Consider the following 21,087-nt stretch of genomic DNA (forward strand, 5'->3'; position numbering starts at 1 on the left):
TCTATTGAACGGTTGGATCAGAACATGAGCAGTCAACAGCAAGTGGTGATTGTCGGCGGCGGGGTGATTGGCCTGCTGACCGCGTTCAATCTCGCGTCCGAAGTGCAGAGCGTTGTGCTGCTGGATCGCTCGAACGTCGGCCAGGAATCTTCCTGGGCCGGGGGTGGCATTGTTTCGCCGCTGTATCCGTGGCGCTACAGCCCGGCGGTCACAGCGCTGGCTCACTGGTCCCAGGATTTTTATCCACAGCTCGGTGAGCGGTTGTTTGCCGCCACTGGGGTTGATCCTGAAGTGCACACCACCGGTTTGTACTGGCTGGATCTGGATGACGAGGCTGAAGCACTTGCCTGGGCCGAGCGGGAAAACCGCCCGTTGCGGGCTGTGGATATCTCGGCGGCTCATGACGCGGTGCCGGTGCTGGGCGGTGGCTTTTCACGGGCGATCTACATGGCCGATGTGGCCAACGTGCGCAATCCGCGGCTGGTGAAATCCCTGAAGGCAGCGCTGTTGGCCCTGCCGAATGTGACCATCCATGAACAGTGTGAAGTCAGCGGGTTTATCCGCGAAGGCGACACGGTGGTCGGCGTGCAAACGTCCACGGGGGCTATTCACGGCGATCAAGTGGTGTTGACGGCGGGCGCCTGGAGCGGTGAATTGCTCAAGAGTCTCGGTCTGGAACTGCCGGTCGAACCGGTCAAAGGCCAGATGATTCTCTACAAGTGCGCGGCGGACTTTTTGCCGAGCATGGTGCTGGCCAAGGGGCGTTATGCGATCCCCCGACGCGACGGGCATATCCTGATCGGCAGTACGCTGGAGCACGAAGGGTTCGACAAGACCCCGACCGAAACGGCGCTTGAAAGCCTGAAGGCCTCGGCTGTGGAATTGATTCCGGCGTTGGCGGATGCCGAGGTGGTGGGGCATTGGGCCGGGTTGCGGCCGGGGTCGCCGGAAGGCATTCCCTACATTGGGCGGGTGCCGGGGTTTGTCGGGCTCTGGCTTAACTGCGGGCACTACCGCAATGGGCTGGTGCTGGCGCCGGCGTCGTGTCAGTTGTTTGCGGATGTGATGCTGGGCAGGGCGCCGATTATTGACCCTGCGCCGTATGCCCCGACTGGGCGGATTTAGGCTTTAGATATTTATCGTTTGTCCGATCGTCTTCGTGAGCAAGCCCGCTCCCACAGTGGATCTTCAGTGATCACATAATGTGTGAACGACAGAGACCCCCTGTGGGAGCGGGCTTGCTCGCGAAGAGGCCCTCAATCCAACCCCAATTTCTTCAGCCTGTAACGCATCGACCGAAACGACAAATTCAACCGCTGTGCCGCCGCCGTGCGGTTCCAGCGGGTTTCCTCCAATGCCTGGAGGATCAGTTTGCGTTCAACGTTTTCCAGATAATCTTCCAGATTGTCGATCCGCGTCAGGTCTGGCACACCCGTTTCTGCGGCGCAGTTCCCTTCAGCCAGGCGTAAGTCACTGGCTTCGATCTGTTTGTTCTCGCACAAGGTGTGGGCGCGTTCGAGCATGTTCTCCAGCTCTCGCACATTGCCCGGAAAGCGGTAGCCTTTCAGCGCTTCAAGGGCTTGCGGATGCAGTTTGGCGGCAGGGTGGCCGGTGCCGGCCGCCAGGCGCTTGAGCACATGGCTGGCGAGTATCTCGATGTCGTCCCGGCGTTCACGCAGGGGCGGAACCCGCAGCTCGATCACGTTGAGCCGGTAATACAAATCCTGGCGAAAACGTTCGGCGCTGACTTCGGCGTCGAGGTCTTTGTGAGTGGCGCAGAGAATGCGCACATCGACCACGGTTTCCTGCTGCCCGCCGACGCTGCGCACGGCTTTCTCCTGGATCGCCCGCAACAACTTGACCTGCATCGCCAGCGGCAAATCCGCCACTTCGTCGAGGAACAGGGTGCCACCATGGGCCGCCTGAAACAGTCCGGGATTATCTTCAATGGCGCCACTGAAGCTGCCTTTGCGGTGGCCAAAAAATTCGCTCTCCATCAATTCCGACGGTATTGCTCCGCAGTTGACCGGAATGAACGGCCGGCTGGCGCGGGGGCCTTGCTCATGGATCAGGCGGGCGACCAATTCCTTGCCACTGCCGGATTCGCCGCTGATGTACACCGGCGCCTGGCTGCGAGCCAGTTTGTCGATTTGTTTACGCAGGCTTCGCATTGGCAGTGAATCGCCGAGCAACCGGCGATCAATGGCCGTGCTGGCGCCACCCGGTGCAGGCAAGCGCAGGGCGCTGGTGACCAGTTCCCGTAAGCGGGTGAGGTCCACCGGTTTAGTCAGGAAGTCGAAGGCACCGGCCTTGAGGGCGTTGATCGCGGTTTCCAGGCTGCCGTAGGCGGTGATCATCGCCACCGGCACTTGGGGATAACGTTGCTGGATGTGTTGCACCAGCTCCAGGCCGGTGCCGTCGGGCAGACGCATGTCGGTCAGGCACAGATCGAATGTTTCCCGGCCCAGCAGGGCCTGGGCTTCGCCGAGGTTGCGGGCACTGAAGGTCTCGAGTTTCATCCGTCCCAGGGTGATTTCCAGGAGTTCGCGGATATCCGGTTCGTCGTCGACGATCAGGACTTTTTGCCGTGGGCTCATGTTCAACTTTGTTTCCGTCCGTGTGCAAAGGTGATGCGAAAGCAGCCGCCGCCTTGGCGTGGTTTGAAGTCTAGGCGGGCCTGGTTGCTTTCGCACAGTTCACGGGACAGATAAAGCCCCAGGCCAGTGCCCTGGCTACTGGTGGTGAAGAAGGGTTCGAACAAGTGCGCCTGCTGGTCCGGCGCCACGCCGGGGCCGTTGTCCAGCACTTCCAGCACCGGCAATTGGCTGTCGGCGTCGACAAACAGCTCCAGCCAGACCTCGGCTGTTTCATGGATCAAGCCGCTGTGACGCCAGGCATTACGCAACAAATTGTCGAGAATCTGTGTCAGTTGGTTCGGGTCCATCAGCGTTTTGAAGTGGCCCGAGCCGATACGCAGGTGAATCTGCTGGCGCTCGGCCGCAGCCTCGCGGGTTTCGGCGACGAACTGCTCAATCCACGGCTTCAGATCGAGCCGTTGTGGGGTGGTTTGCTGGCGGCGGGACAGTTGCAGGACGTTTTCGATAACCCGATTCATTCGCTGAGAGTGGTCTTGGATAATCTGGGTCAGACGCCGATCCGCGCCGTTCAGTTCCTCGGATTCCAGCAGCAACTGCGCGGCATGACTAACGGCGCCCAAGGGATTGCGGATCTCGTGGGCGATCCCGGCGGTCAGGCGACCCAGGGCGGCGAGTTTCAGTTGCTGGGCCTGCTGGGCAATCTGGGCGAGGTCTTCGAGAAAGATCAGGGTCTGATGGTGCGGGCTTTGGTCCAGGGCAATGAAGCTCGGCTGCAGTTCCAGGCCGGAGCGGGCGATTTTCAGGCTCTGGGGGCGCAAGGTCGGGTTGTTGCGCCACAGTTGCAGGCGCTCGACCAGAGTCGGTGAGTAATCATCGATCAACTGGCCGTGAAGACTGTCCTGGCCCAGCAGGGACAAGGCACTGTGGTTGGCCAATTGCACCCGCCGCTGCTCGTCGAGCACCAGGATCCCGGTGCGCATGCGTTGCAGAATCAGGGCGTTGAGGGCTTCGAGGCCGACCACTTCGCTGGCCCGCTGCTCGGCGAGGTGTTCGCTGACTTCCAGGCGTCGGATCAACCCTTGCACCAGCAGCGCCGCGGCAAAGCACAGGGCGCCGAGGGTCCCGGCTTGCAGGTAGTCGCTGGGGCTGGTGGGGTGGGTAAAGCTGAGCAGGAAGCTCAAACCGACAATGCCGAGGGCCGCGACCGCCGCAATCAACAGGCCAATCCGCCCACGCAACAGGGTGTTGCCGATGGCCACCGACACGATCAACAAGTTGCCGATGGCGCTGGCCACGCCGCCGGCGGCATAGAACAGACCGCTCAGCAGCAATACGTCGACCAGGGTCAGGCTGAACAATTGTGCCGGGCGCCGGGTGTTCTCCAGGAACACCACCAGCAGAATGTTCAGCACCAGGTACAACCAGCTGCCACTGCGCAGCAGGTCGTTATTGGCCAGCGTCAGCAACTGGTTGTCCATGTTGCTGGAAATCAACAACACCAGGGTGATGCCGACGCTTAAACGGTAAAGATGATAGAGGCGCAGCAGTCGCTGGGCCTGTTTGCTGCCGGGGCTGGAGGCCTCAGCGATCACTGGAGCCCGGGCCTTGCTCGAGGTGAGCCTGGCTGCAATACCACTGTTGTTGAAGGCTTAGCGCGCGGTCGCGGGGCAAGTGAACGCCGCAATGGGCGCAGCGAACCATTGGTGCCGCATCCAGTTCGGCATTGGGGCGGGAGACGGAAGCGGATCCCTTGAACTTGCGCCAAAACCATACCGCTGCGGCAATCAGGGCGATCCAGAACAGTAAACGAACCATGGCGGGCTGCTTTATGAATGATGATCAGGCAGTTTAGCCAAGGACATGTCAGGCGCACAGCGTAATAAATCGCCGCAATAAAAAAGGGAGACTCAAGAGTCTCCCTTTTTGCACAGCCTGTGGTGTCAGTCGAACACACCGAAGGTCATGTAGCTGAACCACGAACGGTCGCTGTTGTTGCCTTCCGCTTCGTGTTGCTCTTCCTCGATCACGTCGCCGTTGCTGTCTCTCGGCTTGAGCTCGCTCGGAATCGCGTCTTTCGCGTCCTGGAACTGCTTCTGCACGTCCTGGTTGGCGCGGGTTTCACCCGGCGGCAGCGGCGGACGGGATTCGATCAGGCCCAGGGTGGCCTTGCTCAGCCACGAACGGTTGTCCGCTTCGTCGACCGACGGCTTGAACTGACCGTCCACCAGGCTTGGGTGGTTCGGGTAGTTGAGCTTCAGGGTTTCGAGGCTGGTGTTGGCCAGTTCGTCCAGGTGCAGGCGCTGGTAAGACTCGACCATCACCGCCAGGCCGTCACCGACCGATGGGGTTTCCTGGAAGTTTTCCACCACATAACGACCACGGTTCGCGGCGGCGACATAGGCCTGACGGGTCAGGTAGTAGTCGGCGACGTGAATCTCGTAGGACGCCAGAAGGTTGCGCAGGTAAATCATGCGCTGCTTGGCGTCCGGCGAGTAGCGGCTGTTCGGGTAGCGGCTGGTCAACTGGGCGAACTCGTTGTACGAGTCGCGGGCAGCGCCCGGGTCACGCTTGGTCATGTCCAGTGGCAGGAAGCGCGCCAGCAGGCCGACGTCCTGGTCAAAAGAGGTCAGACCCTTGAGGTAATACGCGTAATCCACGTTCGGATGCTGTGGGTGCAAACGAATGAAACGCTCGGCGGCAGACTTGGCAGCCTCAGGCTCGGCGTTCTTGTAGTTGGCGTAGATGAGCTCGAGTTGAGCCTGATCAGCATAGCGCCCGAACGGATAACGCGACTCCAGCGCCTTCAGCTTGGCTGTGGCGGCGGTGTAGCTATTGTTGTCCAGATCGGTCTGAGCCTGCTGGTACAGCTCGACTTCGCTCAGGTTTTCGTCTACGACTTCCTTCGATGAGCAAGCAGCGGTCAATGCGAGGATGGCGATCAGCAGCAGGTGTTTCACTTGCATGGCGGCTTGCGTCCCTATGACGGCCGCTGTCTTGGGCGGGGCCGTCCTGTTATGATGAGCGCCCCGTTGAATAGCCTCGGGGCAAAAGACGCCGTATTTAACCACAAGCGCGCAGCCGAAACCAAAGGCTGTGCCGACGCCTAGTCTGAGCATGTCCGATAAAATTGAACTTCGCGCAGAGGTGCCGTCCGAATTGGGCGGCCAACGCCTCGATCAAGTCGCCGCACAATTATTCGCTGAGCACTCGCGCTCGCGCCTTTCCGCCTGGATCAAAGACGGCCGCCTGACTGTGGATGGGGCGGTTATCCGCCCACGAGACATTGTTCATGGTGGTGCCATTCTTGAACTCACTGCCGAGCAGGAAGCTCAGGGCGAATGGATCGCTCAGGACATCGAGCTCGACATCGTCTACGAAGACGACGACATCCTGGTCATCAACAAGCCTGCGGGCCTGGTGGTGCATCCGGCTGCCGGCCACGCTGATGGCACCTTGCTCAACGCCTTGCTGCACCACGTGCCGGACATCATCAATGTGCCCCGCGCCGGTATCGTGCATCGCCTGGACAAGGACACCACCGGTCTGATGGTGGTGGCCAAGACCATTCAAGCGCAGACGCAACTGGTTACACAGTTGCAGAGCCGCAGCGTCAGCCGGATCTACGAGTGCATCGTGATCGGCGTGGTTACCGCCGGCGGCAAGATCAACGCGCCGATCGGTCGTCACGGCCAGCAACGCCAGCGCATGGCGGTGATGGAAGGTGGCAAGCAAGCCGTCAGCCACTACCGCGTGCTCGAGCGTTTCCGCTCCCACACCCACGTGCGGGTAAAGCTGGAAACCGGTCGTACGCACCAGATTCGCGTGCACATGGCCCACATCAACTACCCGTTGGTCGGAGATCCTGCCTACGGCGGTCGTTTCCGCATCCCGCCGGCAGCCAGTGTGACCATGGTCGAGTCGTTGAAGGCGTTCCCGCGTCAGGCCCTGCATGCGCGGTTCCTGGAGCTGGATCATCCGACCACCGGTAAGCGCATGAGCTGGGAATCGCCACTGCCGGACGATTTCGTCTGGTTGCTGACCCTGCTCAAGCAAGACCGTGAGGCGTTCATCGGATGAGTGACTGGCTGATTCCCGACTGGCCTGCGCCTGCCGGGGTGAAAGCCTGCGTCACCACCCGCGCGGGCGGCGTCAGTCTGGCGCCGTTCGACAGCCTCAACCTCGGCGATCACGTCGACGACAGCCCCGTAGCCGTGGCCGAAAATCGCCGTCGCCTCACCGATCATTTCTCTATCCAACCGGCCTGGCTGCAACAGGTCCACGGCATTGTCGTGGCTCATGCAGACCCGAGTCAGGTCGTCACTGCCGACGCCAGTTGGACGCAAACCCCCGGTATCGCCTGCGCGGCGATGACCGCCGACTGCTTGCCCGCACTGTTTTGTGACCGTGCCGGTACTCGCGTTGCCGCCGCCCATGCCGGTTGGCGCGGGCTGGCGGCGGGTGTGCTGGAGGCGACGCTCGACACGTTGGCTGTAGCGCCGGAAGATGTATTGGTCTGGCTCGGCCCGGCCATCGGCCCGCAAGCCTTTGAAGTCGGCCCGGAAGTCCGAGAAGTCTTTATCCAGCAACTGCCTGAAGCGGCCAAAGCCTTCGTCCCGAGCCAGAACGCTGGTAAGTTCATGGCCGACATCTATGCGCTGGCGCGTTTGCGTCTGGCGGCCCGTGGTGTCATCGCTGTTTATGGTGGCGGTTTCTGTACCGTGACCGATCCTCGCTTCTTTTCTTACCGCCGCAGTCCACGCACTGGTCGGTTTGCCTCCCTTGTCTGGCTCGAAGGCTAAGCTTTCCTGACCTGCATCAACTGTACGACGCTTGAAACTCCCAGAATTGACCACATCTAGTGAAGCATCTGGCAGGTTTCTTCATTCAGGATGGTTTCTTAGGTCCGGCCTGCTCAAAAGGAAGGTGACCCATGCGTATAGACCGTTTAACCAGCAAATTGCAGTTGGCTCTATCCGACGCCCAATCCCTGGCTGTCGGCCTCGATCATCCGGGCATTGAACCGGCGCACTTGATGCAAGCCATGCTTGAGCAACAGGGTGGTTCGATCAAACCCCTGTTGATGCAAGTGGGTTTTGACGTCAACAGCCTGCGCAAAGAGCTGACCAAAGAGCTCGATCAACTGCCGAAAATCCAGAACCCGACCGGCGACGTCAACATGTCGCAGGACCTGGCGCGTCTGCTCAATCAGGCCGATCGCCTGGCCCAGCAGAAGGGGGATCAGTTCATTTCCAGCGAACTGGTTTTGCTCGCCGCCATGGACGACAACAGCAAGCTCGGCAAACTGTTGCTCGGCCAGGGCGTGAGCAAGAAAGCCCTGGAAAACGCGATCAACAACCTGCGTGGCGGGGAAGCAGTCAACGACGCCAACCATGAAGAGTCGCGTCAGGCCCTGGATAAATACACCGTCGACCTGACCAAGCGTGCCGAAGAAGGCAAGCTCGATCCGGTGATCGGCCGTGACGACGAAATTCGTCGGACCATTCAGGTCCTGCAACGCCGCACCAAGAACAACCCGGTGTTGATCGGTGAGCCTGGCGTGGGTAAAACCGCCATCGCCGAAGGCCTGGCCCAGCGCATCATCAACGGCGAAGTGCCGGACGGCCTCAAAGGCAAGCGCCTGTTGTCCCTGGACATGGGCTCGCTGATTGCCGGTGCCAAGTACCGTGGCGAGTTCGAAGAGCGCCTGAAATCCCTGCTGAACGAGCTGTCGAAGCAGGAAGGCCAGATCATTCTGTTCATCGACGAACTGCACACTATGGTCGGCGCCGGTAAAGGCGAAGGCTCGATGGATGCGGGCAACATGCTCAAGCCTGCCTTGGCCCGTGGCGAACTGCACTGCGTCGGCGCGACCACGCTCAATGAGTACCGCCAATATATAGAGAAGGACGCGGCCCTTGAGCGGCGCTTCCAGAAAGTCCTGGTGGAAGAACCGAGCGAAGAAGACACCATCGCGATCCTGCGTGGCCTCAAAGAGCGTTATGAGGTTCACCACAAGGTGGCGATCACTGACGGTGCGATTATTGCGGCAGCCAAACTCAGCCATCGCTACATCACCGACCGCCAGTTGCCGGACAAGGCCATCGACCTGATCGACGAGGCTGCCAGCCGTATCCGCATGGAGATCGACTCCAAGCCGGAAGTGCTCGATCGTCTGGAGCGTCGCCTGATTCAGCTGAAGGTGGAATCCCAGGCGCTGAAGAAAGAAAGCGACGACGCGGCGAAGAAACGCCTGGAAAAACTCCAGGAAGAAATCGTCCGCCACGAGCGTGAGTATTCGGACCTCGAAGAAATCTGGAACTCGGAAAAAGCCGAAGTCCAGGGCTCGGCGCAGATCCAGCAGAAAATCGAACAGTCCCGTCAGGAACTGGAAGCTGCCCGCCGTAAAGGCGACCTGAACCGCATGGCCGAGCTGCAATACGGGATCATCCCGGACCTGGAGCGCAGCCTGCAAATGGTCGACCAGCATGGCAAAAGCGAGAACCAGTTACTGCGCAGCAAGGTGACTGAGGAAGAGATCGCGGAAGTCGTGTCGAAGTGGACCGGCATTCCGGTGTCGAAAATGCTCGAAGGCGAGCGCGACAAGCTGATGAAGATGGAAAGCCTGTTGCACCAGCGTGTGATCGGCCAGAACGAAGCGGTGATCGCGGTTTCCAACGCGGTGCGCCGTTCGCGAGCCGGGTTGTCCGATCCGAATCGTCCGAGTGGTTCGTTCATGTTCCTCGGCCCGACCGGCGTCGGTAAAACCGAGCTGTGCAAGGCGTTGGCGGAATTCCTCTTTGATACCGAAGAGGCGATGGTGCGGATTGATATGTCCGAATTCATGGAGAAACACTCCGTGGCCCGGCTGATCGGTGCGCCACCAGGCTACGTAGGCTATGAAGAGGGCGGTTACCTGACTGAGGCGGTGCGTCGCAAGCCTTATTCGGTGATCCTCCTGGACGAGGTCGAGAAGGCCCATCCGGACGTGTTCAACATTCTGCTGCAAGTGCTGGAAGATGGCCGATTGACCGACAGCCATGGCCGCACGGTGGATTTCAAGAACACCGTGATTGTCATGACCTCCAACCTCGGCTCGGTGCAGATCCAGGAACTGGTGGGTGATCGTGAGGCACAACGTGCGGCGGTGATGGATGCGATTTCCACGCACTTCCGGCCGGAGTTCATCAACCGGGTCGACGAAGTGGTGATCTTCGAACCGCTGGCCCGGGATCAGATCGCGGGTATCACCGAGATCCAGTTGGGTCGCCTGCGCAGTCGCCTGACCGAGCGCGAGCTGAAACTGGAGCTCAGCCCTGAGGCGATGGATAAGTTGATCGCCGTCGGCTACGACCCGGTCTATGGCGCACGGCCGCTCAAACGAGCGATCCAGCGCTGGATCGAGAACCCGCTGGCGCAGCTGATTCTGTCCGGGCGTTTCATGCCGGGCGAGACGGCTGTCGGCCGGGTGGAAAACGACGAAATCGTTTTCGACTGAGGCGTGATGCCAGTGAAATAAAGAAGGCCTCGCATTGCGAGGCCTTTTTTTCGCCAGGCTGTTGAACTGAAAGGAAAAGGCTTGTAAAGTGCGCCCCGCAGTAAGTCGCCCGGAAGGGTTTCTGCTCCCCAAGCAGAAATCTGAAATAAGTTGCAAATCATTAACTTGAATGCAATTTAGGGGGTTGACAGAGGTGCTTAAGATTGTAGAATAGCGCGCCTCAGACACACGAACGCAGCGATGCGAACGGGTCGAAGAGACGCAACAAGCTTCACCGTTGTAAATTGAAATATGTAGTTCCGTGATAGCTCAGTCGGTAGAGCAAATGACTGTTAATCATTGGGTCCCAGGTTCGAGTCCTGGTCACGGAGCCAATTTCAAACCGGGGTATAGCGCAGTCCGGTAGCGCGCCTGCTTTGGGAGCAGGATGTCAGGAGTTCGAATCCCCTTACCCCGACCATATTAAAAATCCTCGTATCGAAAGATACGGGGATTTTTTTTGTCTTCGAAAAAGTGCAAACCCGCTTCAAGTCATCGTACAACTTGCCGATAACGAGCCAACGGTGCGCGCACAGCGCGTCCATCCCCAGCCATAAAAACAAAAGGCGCTCGTTATGTTGCTTCGTCAGCTGAATATTGCCCCCCGTGCTGCACTGGGTTTTGCCCTGATCGCGGTGCTGGTGGCGTTGCTCGGGGTGTTCGCACTGGGGCAGATGTCGAGCATTCGTGACAGCGAGGTGGCGGTGGAAAGCCAATGGCTGCCGAGCATCCGTGGCGGCGATGAGATCCGCGAGATCATGCTGCGCATTCGCACCATTTCCCTGCGCATGGCCCTGGACCAGGACCCGAAGAACATCGCCCAGTACCGCAGCCAGATGGACACCCGGGACAAGGAACTGAGCGACAAGATTGCCGCCTACGACAAGCTGGTCAACACCGCTGAAGGCAAGCAGTTGTATGACCAGTTCAAAAGCACCTTCGCCGCCTACCGCTCGGGCATCGCTCAATCGTTTACCCTGGCCGAACAGGGCCGTCGCGATGAGCTGACCAAACTGCTGCTGGTGGACATGAAGACCGTGGTCGATGGCTCCGGCAAACAACTCACTGACCTGGCGGATCTGTTCACCAAACAAGTCGCTGCCGAGAGCCAGAACTCCGCCGCGCACTACGAAACCTCGCGCACCATCGTCAGCCTGTTTATCGCCCTGGCGGCGCTGGCCACCGTCGGCCTGGCGATGTTGCTGACCCGCAGCATCGTGCGTCCCTTGAATGAAGCAGTGAACGCTGCGGAAAGCGTGGCCCGGGGCGATCTGACCAATCCCATCGAAACCCACGGCAGTGATGAAGTCAGCCGTTTGCTCAAGGCGCTGGCGACCATGCAGCAGAACCTGCGTGAAACCCTGCAAGGCATCAGCGGCTCGGCCACCCAACTGGCCACGGCGGCCGATGAATTGAACGCGGTGACCCTCGACAGCACTCAGGGCCTGCAACAGCAGAACAACGAGATCGAGCAGGCCGCGACGGCGGTCAACGAGATGACCACTGCCGTGGAAGAAGTCGCACGCAACGCGGTGTCTACGTCCGACGCTACGCGCCAGTCCAGCGAGTCGGCGCACCTGGGCCAGGAACGGGTCAGCGAAACCGCCAGCGCGATCAGCGCCCTTGCCAATGACGTGCAGCACACCGGTGAGTTGGTGCAGTCCCTGGCCAATCAATCCCAGGACATCGGCAAAGTGCTGGACGTGATTCGTGCCATTGCCGAACAAACCAACCTGCTGGCGCTCAACGCCGCGATCGAGGCGGCGCGGGCGGGGGAGAGTGGTCGCGGGTTCGCGGTAGTGGCCGACGAAGTGCGGGCGCTGGCCCATCGCACCCAGCAGTCGACCCAGGAAATCGAACAAATGGTCCAGGGCATGCGCAGCGGCTCGACCTTGGCGCTGGATTCCATGCAGGCCAGCGCTTCCCGGGCCGCCAGCACCCTGGTCTTGGCCGAACGCGCCGGCGAGGCGTTGCAGACCATTACCGCGTCGGTGCACGAGATTCACGAGCGCAACCTGGTCATCGCCAGCGCAGCTGAAGAACAGGCGCAGGTAGCTCGGGAAGTCGATCGCAACCTGGTGAACATTCGCGACCTGTCGGTGCGTTCGGCTGCGGGTGCCGACCAGACCAGCGCCTCCAGCCATGAGCTGTCAAAACTGGCCAATGCCTTGCAGGGCATGGTGCAGCGCTTCCGGGTGTAAATCCGCGAGACGCAAAAAAGCCGCGCTTCCCGTCGAGGAATGCGCGGCTTGTTTGTACTGAGGCTTAGGCGCCGTCTTGGTCTTTCAGGTGTTCGAACAGACCTTTTGGCATTTTCTTGCCGTTGGCTTCGAAGTTGGCTTTTACGTTGTTGTAAGCCTCTTGCTCGTCGATGAAGCCGTCATGGTTGGTGTCGATCTTGTCGAAGTTGGACTTCGGCGCGACGGCCTGGAATTCGGCGCGGGATACTTTGCCGTCGCCATCGGTGTCGGTCTTGGCCATCGACGCATCGCCGCATTTGCCTTCGCCACACTTGCCTTCCGGGGTTTTCACCACTTGCTCGGCCGATGCCAGCAGGTAGCCTTGGGTCAGTGGCTGGGCCGCGAATACGGAACCAGTCAACATCATGCCACCGGCCAAAACAGCGCCGAGCAGACCGATAGTGTTTTTAGTAGTACGGGACATTTGAAATCTCCTGGGTTGCACGACACAACCGCTCGATAAAGGATGCCGCGTAGTGCGGCGTTGACCGAAGCAGGCGCTGCCTTGCTCGGGTGTGGCCATTTAGCCGGGCGGGTGTATCGCTACTGTGTCGTGCAAGGGGGAGTTTGTAAGCGAAGGGGCGAAATCATGGGGCGGGATACAGTGAGACACACATCCAAGAGTTGATGCGGAACAAATGTGGGAGCAGGCTTGCTCGCGAAGGCGGTGTGTCATTCAACAGTGATGTCGACTGACACTCCCTCTTCGCGAGCAAGCCCGCTCCCACAGGGGTTTTGTGTTAATGCAGCTTCAGTCGCGGCTCAGTCCCACGCCCAATCTTGCTACCCAGCATCAACATCGCCGTGCGAAACGCGCCGTACAACGCCATCTGGTGCATCCGGTACAACGACACGTAAAACATCCGCGCCAGCCAGCCTTCCAGCATCACGCTGCCGGTAAGGTTGCCCATCAAGTTACCCACAGCCGAAAAACGCGACAGCGAGATCAGTGAGCCGTAGTCGGTGTATTTGTACTCCGGCAACGTCTTGCCTTCGATCCGCAGCTTCAGGGATTTGGCCAGCAACGACGCCTGCTGGTGCGCAGCCTGGGCCCGGGGCGGTACGTTGCGGTCGGTGCCCGGTTGCGGGCAGGCGGCGCAGTCACCGAAGGCGAAGATGTTTTCGTCGCGGGTGGTTTGCAGGGTTGGCAGCACTTGCAGCTGATTGATGCGGTTGGTTTCCAGGCCATCGATGTCCTTGAGGAAACCCGGTGCACGAATCCCGGCCGCCCAGACTTTCAGGCTGGCATTGATCACTTTGCCATCGGCGGTGATCAGGCTTTCCGCCGTGACTTCACTGACCGCCGCGTTGGTCATCACGTTGACCCCGAGTTTCTCCAGGGTTTTATGCACAGGCCCGCCGATGCGTTCCGGCAGGGCTGGCAACACCCGTGGCCCGGCTTCGATCAGGGTGATGTGCATGTTTTCCGGTTTGATCCGGTCCAGACCGTAGGCCGCCAGTTCATGGGCAGCGTTGTGCAGTTCCGCCGCCAGCTCGACGCCTGTCGCACCGGCACCGACGATGGCCACGCTGATCTGTTCCACCACATCGGTTTGCCCGGCATGAGCGCGCAGGTAGTGGTTGAGCAGTTGCTGATGGAAACGCTCGGCCTGTTTGCGGGTGTCGAGGAACAGGCAATGCTGCGCCGCGCCCTGGGTGCCGAAATCGTTGGTGGTGCTGCCGACTGCGATCACCAGCGAGTCGTAGCCCAATTCACGGGCCGGCACCAATTCCACGCCGGCTTCGTCATAAGTAGCGGCCAACTGGATTTTTTTCTGTGCGCGATCGAGCCCGCTCATGCGCCCCAGCTGGAACTCAAAGTGGTTCCATTTCGCCTGGGCAACATAATTGAGTTCGTCTTCGGAAGAGTTCAGCGACCCGGCCGCCACTTCGTGCAACAGCGGTTTCCAGATGTGGGTCAGGTTCGCGTCGACCAGCATCACACTGGCCGTGCCACGCTTGCCCAGAGTCTTACCCAGACGGGTAGCCAACTCCAGACCGCCGGCGCCGCCGCCAACGATGACAATACGATGAGTCATGGGGATATCTCGCAAGGCTAAAAGAAATCGGTGCGATTACCCGAGCGAGCGCAAGGCAGCTCATAGCGTCAGGTAACCGATAAGGCGGCTCAACAGGCCCAAACCAATGGTCACTGCCAGCACCAGCACCAGGAGCATCCACGGCCGGAAAGGCCGGCGCTCGACTCGGTGTTGGGACAAATGCAGGTACTCTTCGACATGCTTCTGGTCGTCGGGGTTCAGGCGGCTGGTCATATTGGGCCTCGTCAGGGGTAGATGTTGCTGAATGTGTAGAAGCTACAGGCTGATTTAACGAACGTTGAACGGAGCATAGCCGGTGTCGGGGACAGGCTCGACGCTCACCGTATCGTCCAGTCGAATGATTCCACTTTGTAACACCCGGGCAGTGATTCCGCCATGGCCGCGAACGGCCTGAAAGGTCCCGGGGCCGAGGTTGTTTTGCAGGCGTGCGCAGGGTTGGCACCAACCCGTGGTTTCGAAAATCGCCTGGCCAATCTTGAAGCGCCGGCCCTTGAGGCTGAACAGGTTGATGCCGCTGACAACGATGTTGCGCCGCAGATCGCCCGGCAATACCGGTTTATCCTCCGGTCGGCCCATCAGCGAACTGATCACCGCCAGGTGTTCCCACTGAATCAACGTCACCTGCCGCGCATTGCGCACACCGGGGCGGGCCTTGTCGCCGGTTAAACCGGCCTCCAGTCGCGCTTCCACGACCTCCAGCTCAATCATCGGCACATGGGACGCCGGGCGCACGCCGATCCAGCGCACGCGGCCGATTTGCGGGACTTCGGCGATCAATTCCTGCAATGGGCTCACAGGCTGATCCCGACATCGAAGACGATGCTGCGCCCGAGGTTGCTGCGCAGAAAATCCGGCGCGTCCGGATGGGCGAACAGCACACGGGCGAACGTCGGCCCGACCAGCGACAACGAGCGCCAACCCTGGCGCAGGTATTCGGTGGGCGGCGGGAAATGGCTGTTGAGGTCCAGCACTTCGCGCTTGAGGCTGGCGAAGGCGATGATGTCCAGTTCCCCGAGGTCCATGCCGCGTTCTTTGTAGTTGTGGGCTTTTTTGCGCAAGGTTGGCGCCAGTCTCAGCAGGAATTCATTGGCCGGAATGCGCCGGGGCTTGGCCTCGCGGCGCACCAGCGAACTCAGGGAAAACGCGCTGCGCCGGCGTTGCAGTTCGTCGCGCCATTCGTCGTTGAGGCGCCGGCCTTCGTCGAGCACGAAGAACACCTCGAAACTGGCATCACGAAACAGCACGTCCGGCGGCTCGCCGGCGGGGGCGAATTCGTCGGCGCGATAGGGAATGTTCAGCCCTTGCAGCAGGCGCTGGCAGACCCAACGCTCACGCTCCCATTTGCGGGCATTGGACAGGAACGCGTTGGCTTGCTCGGCCGCGATGGTCAGCAGGCGTAAATAATCTGAGTCATCCATAGGCCCAAGCTTAGCGTTCAAATGTGATCCTTAAGAATAAAGTCTGTCGCAAAAGAAAAAAGTCTGTCTCGATTTCGAGTCGTGGGCGATGTGGGTGAGGGAGGAACTGGCTGAATGCTTCCTCGGCAGCAGATCATTGGTGGTCGGCGCTCGTTCGCCTGGATGACATCATTTTCATACCATCCCCTTTCTGCGGGGGAGGCTGGCCGTGTATGGAGGTTGGGAGCCTTTGACGACGCCATCCTCAGATGGCCGCGTTGAGGTTAGATGTAAAAAAGCTGATGGTAATTGGAGTTAACTCGACGTTAGATGGACTTTGCATATTTGTTATTGTATTTTTTTGTGCATTGGTTTTGATGTGGGGCAATGTTGTGGTTGATGCCGTTAAATTTCTATTGTCATCGTTTCCTGATGAAAGCTTAGCGTCTCTTCTCTCTCGTTATCACGTTGTCTCCGGTGGGTATTCAGCCACTGAAACAACTTTGGACCTGTTTGGAAAGAAAGCATTTAACCTGTCGTCATTGAGTGTTGATGATATTAGGGGGGGCTTGAGTCGATTTGGTGATAAAAGCATAGAAGTTGCTCAAGGCATGATATACAACAATAGCATGCTCCCATTATATTCAGCCTTTGTTGCCCGTAATGTCAGGTTTTTTGACGGTTTAGTGGGTGGTGAAGAGATATACTCGTCGAAGTCTATCTCAGGTGACGAAAATAAAGTTTGGGTTTGTTCTGAGTGTTTGAAGGAGGATCGTAAGAAATATGGAGTGGCTTATTTGCATCGTTCTCACCAAATCCCCGGTGTGTATTCATGTTGGAAGCACGGTATAAGAGTTTTCAGTGCGTGCCCCGACTGCTCTAGTGGTTTTTTGAAAAGAGCTGAGGTGTTAAATGTACATATCGCCGGATGCGATTGTGGATGGCGTGGCTCAATTTCAGTCGAAGAGCGAGATATAACTGGCCAGTTATTCTCGGTTTTTTCAAGAGAATTCATGATTGCCAATCTAGCGCCTATACCTAATAAGGTTCTAGCTAGAGCTTTTAACAAAGCTATAGGAGAGCGAGTTGTAGGGCATGGGTGTGGATTGGATAATATAAACGATTATATTTATTCGAATTTTGATGGCGGCTTTTTGAGTAAGGTTCTTGGCGGGTGGCGAAATCCTTCAGCAAGAATAATTTTCCCTAGAAATAATGTAGCAGCCGCTCCGCTATCTAGAAAGCTTCTAACCGGATTCTGTTTGTTTGATACCTTCGAAGCATTCTTGACGGCTATTCAATTTGAATATGAGCGCTTAAGTGATCATGAATCGAAACACAGTTTGAGAGTTGGTGGGCGTCAAAGACTCTATGAGGAGCTGAGTTTATGAGGCGAGAGGTATAAATAGGCAGAAAGTGGTTGCAGTGTTCAAGGGTTGCTTATGATGTTGCTAGCAGTTAAAGCTTCGTAGGTTTTTGGTAGCTTTCCAAGATTTCTAATGTGTTTTTTAAGTCTGGGTACTCGATTGAATATATTGGGCAGGGATAGACATTTGTTCTCTTGCAGCGATTGTATAGCGGGAAGCAGCAAGGCCAATAGTGCGTTGTCCCTGATTTTCCAGAGTGAAAGCCTGTTATTGGTTGTGTGTTTTGTTCTCGTTTTGTTGATGTTTTTAAGCCATTTTTGATCATGCCTATAGAGCCATGTGTAAGCCTGGCTATCGAGATCTCGGAGTTCTCTTATGGTTTCTTTTTTGTGCAGCTGAATGTTAAGGATCCAACGCTGACGATATGATTTAATAAAGGTTTTGTGCTTTTCTGTCCTATGTGCCAGATAAATTTCAGGGTTAGCCCTTAGCAAAGTCTTTAAAGTCTTTATGGATACTTGATATAGATCTGAGATTTTTTGTAAGTCGATGCATTTGCCTAATTCATTTAGGATTGAGGTCCGTATCAGAGGCGTAAGCTTTTTCGGTCTTTTGGGATACGGTACTCCGCAACGCTCTGCATGGATGATGAGTGTTTCAATGTTAATCCCTAATATTTTTGATGCTTCTTTGCTACTACATTCTACAGTGTTTTTTAATGCTAATATTTTTGCACTTAGGTCCGATGTGGTCTTCGAGGTGGAAACTGCTCCTGCTGAAGAGCAGAGTGCATAAATGGGATGATTGTTTATGGTGTTTCTGTTGTAAGCTTTCCAAAAGGTTTCCCATGAGCCATGTAAGAAATAGACAAAACAAAGATGACGAAGTGGGTGTGTGTTTGAGGCTCTTTTTTTGAACAGTGTTGCTAGTTGTGATTTTGCTTCTTGTGCTGTCAAGGGCAATACGGAAAGCTCTGGTATATTGATTAGGTCGCGTATTGCAAGGCAGTAACTATGCGAGAGTACTGTTAATAACAGCTTTGAGTTGACTCTGAGTGTTAAGGATTCCAATGCTTCATAATGTGTTTTTAGCACTGTTTCTTGGTCGAGTGATATTTCTATAGAAAGCCTGCCGAAGGCTTCGCATATTGAACTCAATCTTGAAATGCTGGTGAGTGCCTCGGTGTTTATTAAGGTATGTCCTTCCGTGTTTAGAGGTAGCAGGGTGTTAAGGGATGGCAACTGCCAGATTTTTATTCGAAACAGTTCAGCGTCGACTGAATGTTCTTGTAGTAGTAGCTTGTGCACCTTGCAGTACCAGACCCCTGGATATTGATGCGAAAGATGCCAATAGGGGGTTGAGTATTTTTCTAAGTCTGCCTTTATACAAGCTGAGCAAGCTTTGAGAGGCAGTCTTGAGGGAAAGCTACTGCTCATTAATCCCAATCTATATTTCGCAGATACTACGGCTTTTGTACTTGAAACTAATGCTGCACGTAGTATTTGTGATTTGAATTGCTCTGATTGCCAGTGCAGAAAGAACGGAAGCACTGAGTGGTTATTGATGATTTCCCGCGGTGAGCCTAGAACACCTTTGGTATTCCTCGTGAGCGCATCAAGGCGTGCGGGAAAGTCAGTCCGGCTCCCCACGTATGGGTGATCGAAAAGACTTACGCATGTGTCAGCGTGGGAGGTATTTCCGCTAACGCTGTGCTCGCGGCAACACAGGCTATACAGCGTTTCATCGGGCAGCCATTTCAGGGGCATCACAAGGCTCCTAATAAAATCGCGTGCAACACATGCTGACAGATGGCAGGTCAACGGCTTTGGGCTGGAAGTCCACCTGTCAGGTGTCCCTAGGCAGTGCAAGGCGAAAAGAATTACGTTGGCTTCGCTGAGCACGTCTTCGACTACGGATTTTGCAAACTGAAATCGAAGACCAGGACAGCATTTCGGATACTGTTAGATTTACGGGAGGTAGTTTCAGAGACTGTTCGCTGCCGTCGGTCGAGCCCGCAAACAACTATCAATACCTCGATGGGAGACTCATTGCCTTCAGGGCAGTGAATGCAGATTCGGTGAGGTCCGTATTCCCTGCATTGTGCTCTATGCCACAAGAAGTCTTAGCTTAAACATCCGTCGTGCCTAGATCGAGTGCTCTCCTCCAACAGAGTATAGACAGAAAATAAAATAATCAGAGGGGGAGTTAATGTTGCGGTTTTCGCTAGAAGAAAAGCGCAGTGTGTTGGGTCCTAACGTTGCAGATTGTAATTACTTGTACGCGTGATGTATCGCTACGAAAGTTGATTACGCATACGAGATATGAGTTAAAAGTTTAACTAAGAGGATTGTCTTGATTTTTAACGAAAGAATGAGTGATTATAAAAAAATTAGACAAATTTGAAGGACGCTTATCATGGACATACCTCGTGAAAAGCTGGAGCTTAGACGTGCTGAGTTTGCAGAGAGTGGCATGACTGTAAGCGCTTGGGCCGATGCGCACGGGTTTTCACGGGTAGACGTGTATGCAGTGTTAAGCGGACGCTCAAGGTGCCTTAGAGGTAAGGCACATGCAATTGCTGTAGCACTCGGGTTGAGAAACCCACCCAAGAGCAAGCCCTGACGCGGTTCCTCAGCGGCAATCAGAGAATCTGAATAGGTCAAAAAATGAAGACAAAATAAGCTGAAGGGTATTCAAGAAAACAGAAAGCCCGAGGGTGGGACCTCGGGCTTCCGTGGAGCTATCAGATTGCGTCCTGATAACTCCATTCTGTGTCTCTGAGCGGCGGACGTCAAGTCCGGCGGTATACCCATACGTCCATGAAATTGTTCGGCCTGTAAACCCACGGGTGATCAGGCGGAAAGAAGCTGCTGTGCACGAAAAAAAGTGCGGGCGGGATGTGCATCGTGGGTATTCGAGGCATAACGAGATGAAAGCCAACTTAAATAATCTATTGAAGATATATGCCCGTCAGAAAACAGGGATGTTTGGGGCCGATTATACTCCAGCCATACAGGCTACGAAGTTCGAGGCGCCCCGTATTTCCTGGGCAACAATAATGAGAAGTGAGCGGTTAGGTCGATCGCTGCATCTTCTATCCTCTGCCGAGAAACAGGCCGCACTGTTAGCTCTCTATAACCCTTCTGTTTTTGATCTACATGAGCAAAAAATGCTGTGGGCGACATCCTCGGAGCACCCCTTGTATGGTCATCAAGCGAGCGCTGGAATGCTGCTTAAAAGTTTTGAGGGGACATTGAAAGTATGCGAACGAATGGGCGATGTGAGTTGGCATCATGGATTTCATTTGCCTAAGAGTGAAGGTGGGGAAAGGATGGCGTTTCCTTATATAGGCGATCTTTTGCTTTTCTGTATGGGGGGCGAAAATTATCCATATTGTGTCAATTGGACAGTGAAAAAATATCGTGAAGACTTTTCAGAAAAGGACTACGGAAAGGTAAAAGGCCCTTTGAAGAAGAAAAAGGATATGCTTGCTGCTGAATTTAGGCACGAATTAGAAGAGCGCTATTACAGAGGTGCAGGAATACGAACAGTAAGGGTGGTGCCGGATGAACTCGATGTGCAGGTACTAGTTAACTTGGATTTGTTGTTTTCATGGCACCACAGGTCGATACCTCTTGCGAAAAATTTAGTTGCGGACCTGATAGAAGACCTGAATTCTGGTGTTGTTAAGAGTGATACTCCTTTTTCTATAATTAATCGATATCTAATGTATGCCAACAGAGAGCATTTATTGCGTGTGTTTTACAATGCGGTCTGGACGCGCCAGTTGAGAGTTAGCCTCTTTGATCCGGTACTTGTTGATAAGCCCATGAGAGAGGAGAAGCGGGATGTTTTGAGTGTTTATCAGTATCTGTTTACCGAGTAAGAAAAT

Annotated in this window: 18 protein-coding genes, 2 tRNA genes and 1 pseudogene; 10 read left to right on the plus strand and 11 right to left on the minus strand. The window is 56.3% G+C overall.

What is annotated here, in order from left to right:
* Positions 1–24 precede the first annotated feature (24 nt).
* Entirely contained in the window at positions 25–1,125 is a 1,101-nt protein-coding gene (thiO, locus tag ACIQY3_RS28025) for a glycine oxidase ThiO (protein WP_403026259.1), read from the plus strand.
* Positions 1,126–1,256: 131 nt separating this feature from the next.
* On the opposite strand, the gene ACIQY3_RS28030 is transcribed toward thiO, so the two are convergent.
* The 4 genes from ACIQY3_RS28030 to ACIQY3_RS28045 form a co-directional block, all read right to left on the minus strand.
* Positions 1,257–2,597: a sigma-54-dependent transcriptional regulator gene (locus tag ACIQY3_RS28030; protein WP_403026262.1), complete on the minus strand. Its 1,341-nt coding sequence runs from the start codon at positions 2,595–2,597 to the stop codon at positions 1,257–1,259.
* Positions 2,598–2,599: 2 nt separating this feature from the next.
* Positions 2,600–4,189 (minus strand): sensor histidine kinase, encoded by a 1,590-nt coding sequence (locus ACIQY3_RS28035; protein WP_403026265.1) that lies wholly within the window; start codon positions 4,187–4,189, stop codon positions 2,600–2,602.
* Entirely contained in the window at positions 4,179–4,412 is a 234-nt protein-coding gene (locus ACIQY3_RS28040; RefSeq protein ID WP_403026268.1) for a PP0621 family protein, read from the minus strand. The genes ACIQY3_RS28035 and ACIQY3_RS28040 overlap by 11 nt, the downstream gene beginning before the upstream one ends.
* A gap of 125 nt (positions 4,413–4,537) precedes the next feature.
* Positions 4,538–5,560 carry an outer membrane protein assembly factor BamD gene (locus ACIQY3_RS28045; protein ID WP_403026271.1) on the minus strand — a complete coding sequence of 341 codons (1,023 nt, stop codon included), beginning with the start codon at positions 5,558–5,560 and terminating at the stop codon, positions 4,538–4,540.
* Positions 5,561–5,711: 151 nt separating this feature from the next.
* Here ACIQY3_RS28045 and rluD point away from each other — a divergent pair, with 151 nt between their 5' ends.
* The 6 genes from rluD to ACIQY3_RS28075 all read left to right on the plus strand — a co-directional run bounded on the left by rluD (position 5,712) and on the right by ACIQY3_RS28075 (position 12,332).
* Entirely contained in the window at positions 5,712–6,674 is a 963-nt protein-coding gene (gene rluD, locus ACIQY3_RS28050; RefSeq protein ID WP_007942311.1) for a 23S rRNA pseudouridine(1911/1915/1917) synthase RluD, read from the plus strand.
* Positions 6,671–7,396, plus strand: a complete 726-nt coding sequence (pgeF, locus tag ACIQY3_RS28055) for a peptidoglycan editing factor PgeF (protein WP_403026274.1) — start codon at positions 6,671–6,673, stop codon at positions 7,394–7,396. Before rluD ends, pgeF begins: the two co-directional genes overlap by 4 nt.
* Before the next feature lie 131 nt (positions 7,397–7,527).
* The gene (gene clpB / locus ACIQY3_RS28060; RefSeq protein ID WP_403026278.1) at positions 7,528–10,092 is read left to right on the plus strand and encodes an ATP-dependent chaperone ClpB; all 2,565 of its coding nucleotides are present in this window, start codon (positions 7,528–7,530) and stop codon (positions 10,090–10,092) included.
* Positions 10,093–10,390: 298 nt separating this feature from the next.
* Positions 10,391–10,466 (plus strand) — tRNA-Asn (locus tag ACIQY3_RS28065).
* Between the two features lie 9 nt (positions 10,467–10,475).
* A tRNA-Pro gene (locus tag ACIQY3_RS28070) sits at positions 10,476–10,552 on the plus strand.
* A gap of 154 nt (positions 10,553–10,706) precedes the next feature.
* Positions 10,707–12,332 (plus strand): methyl-accepting chemotaxis protein, encoded by a 1,626-nt coding sequence (locus tag ACIQY3_RS28075; RefSeq protein ID WP_403026281.1) that lies wholly within the window; start codon positions 10,707–10,709, stop codon positions 12,330–12,332.
* 64 nt (positions 12,333–12,396) lie between these two features.
* Here ACIQY3_RS28075 and ACIQY3_RS28080 read toward each other — a convergent pair whose 3' ends face one another.
* From ACIQY3_RS28080 to ACIQY3_RS28105, 6 genes and pseudogenes are all read right to left on the minus strand, one after another.
* Positions 12,397–12,795 (minus strand): EF-hand domain-containing protein, encoded by a 399-nt coding sequence (locus tag ACIQY3_RS28080; RefSeq protein ID WP_123514568.1) that lies wholly within the window; start codon positions 12,793–12,795, stop codon positions 12,397–12,399.
* A gap of 226 nt (positions 12,796–13,021) precedes the next feature.
* Positions 13,022–13,099: pseudogene (locus ACIQY3_RS28085) on the minus strand (DUF4381 domain-containing protein); the annotation flags it as partial.
* 12 nt (positions 13,100–13,111) lie between these two features.
* Positions 13,112–14,410: an NAD(P)/FAD-dependent oxidoreductase gene (locus ACIQY3_RS28090; RefSeq protein WP_403026284.1), complete on the minus strand. Its 1,299-nt coding sequence runs from the start codon at positions 14,408–14,410 to the stop codon at positions 13,112–13,114.
* 60 nt (positions 14,411–14,470) lie between these two features.
* Positions 14,471–14,644, minus strand: coding sequence for a DUF3094 family protein (locus tag ACIQY3_RS28095; RefSeq protein ID WP_054051322.1), 174 nt, complete (start codon positions 14,642–14,644; stop codon positions 14,471–14,473).
* Between the two features lie 54 nt (positions 14,645–14,698).
* Positions 14,699–15,226, minus strand: coding sequence for an MOSC domain-containing protein (locus ACIQY3_RS28100; RefSeq protein ID WP_403026287.1), 528 nt, complete (start codon positions 15,224–15,226; stop codon positions 14,699–14,701).
* Positions 15,223–15,849 (minus strand): DUF1780 domain-containing protein, encoded by a 627-nt coding sequence (locus ACIQY3_RS28105; RefSeq protein WP_008154887.1) that lies wholly within the window; start codon positions 15,847–15,849, stop codon positions 15,223–15,225. The genes ACIQY3_RS28100 and ACIQY3_RS28105 overlap by 4 nt, the downstream gene beginning before the upstream one ends.
* Before the next feature lie 257 nt (positions 15,850–16,106).
* Between ACIQY3_RS28105 and ACIQY3_RS28110 the strand changes: the two genes are divergently transcribed.
* On the plus strand, positions 16,107–17,219 hold the full coding sequence (locus ACIQY3_RS28110) for a TniQ family protein (protein ID WP_403026289.1): 1,113 nt from the start codon (positions 16,107–16,109) through the stop codon (positions 17,217–17,219).
* A 38-nt stretch (positions 17,220–17,257) separates the two neighbouring features.
* Here the strand turns inward: ACIQY3_RS28110 and ACIQY3_RS28115 are convergent, their stop codons facing one another.
* Entirely contained in the window at positions 17,258–18,961 is a 1,704-nt protein-coding gene (locus ACIQY3_RS28115; protein WP_403026292.1) for a TnsD family Tn7-like transposition protein, read from the minus strand.
* Between the two features lie 649 nt (positions 18,962–19,610).
* Here ACIQY3_RS28115 and ACIQY3_RS28120 point away from each other — a divergent pair.
* Both ACIQY3_RS28120 and ACIQY3_RS28125 read left to right on the plus strand, forming a co-directional pair.
* Entirely contained in the window at positions 19,611–19,817 is a 207-nt protein-coding gene (locus ACIQY3_RS28120) for a DNA-binding protein (RefSeq protein WP_305426938.1), read from the plus strand.
* A gap of 307 nt (positions 19,818–20,124) precedes the next feature.
* Complete coding sequence (locus tag ACIQY3_RS28125; protein ID WP_403026296.1) at positions 20,125–21,081, plus strand: hypothetical protein; 957 nt, start codon at positions 20,125–20,127, stop codon at positions 21,079–21,081.
* Positions 21,082–21,087: the final 6 nt, after the last annotated feature.

It is taken from the genome of Pseudomonas sp. NPDC096950 (assembly GCF_044762525.1).
In the GTDB taxonomy this organism is placed as follows: domain Bacteria; phylum Pseudomonadota; class Gammaproteobacteria; order Pseudomonadales; family Pseudomonadaceae; genus Aquipseudomonas.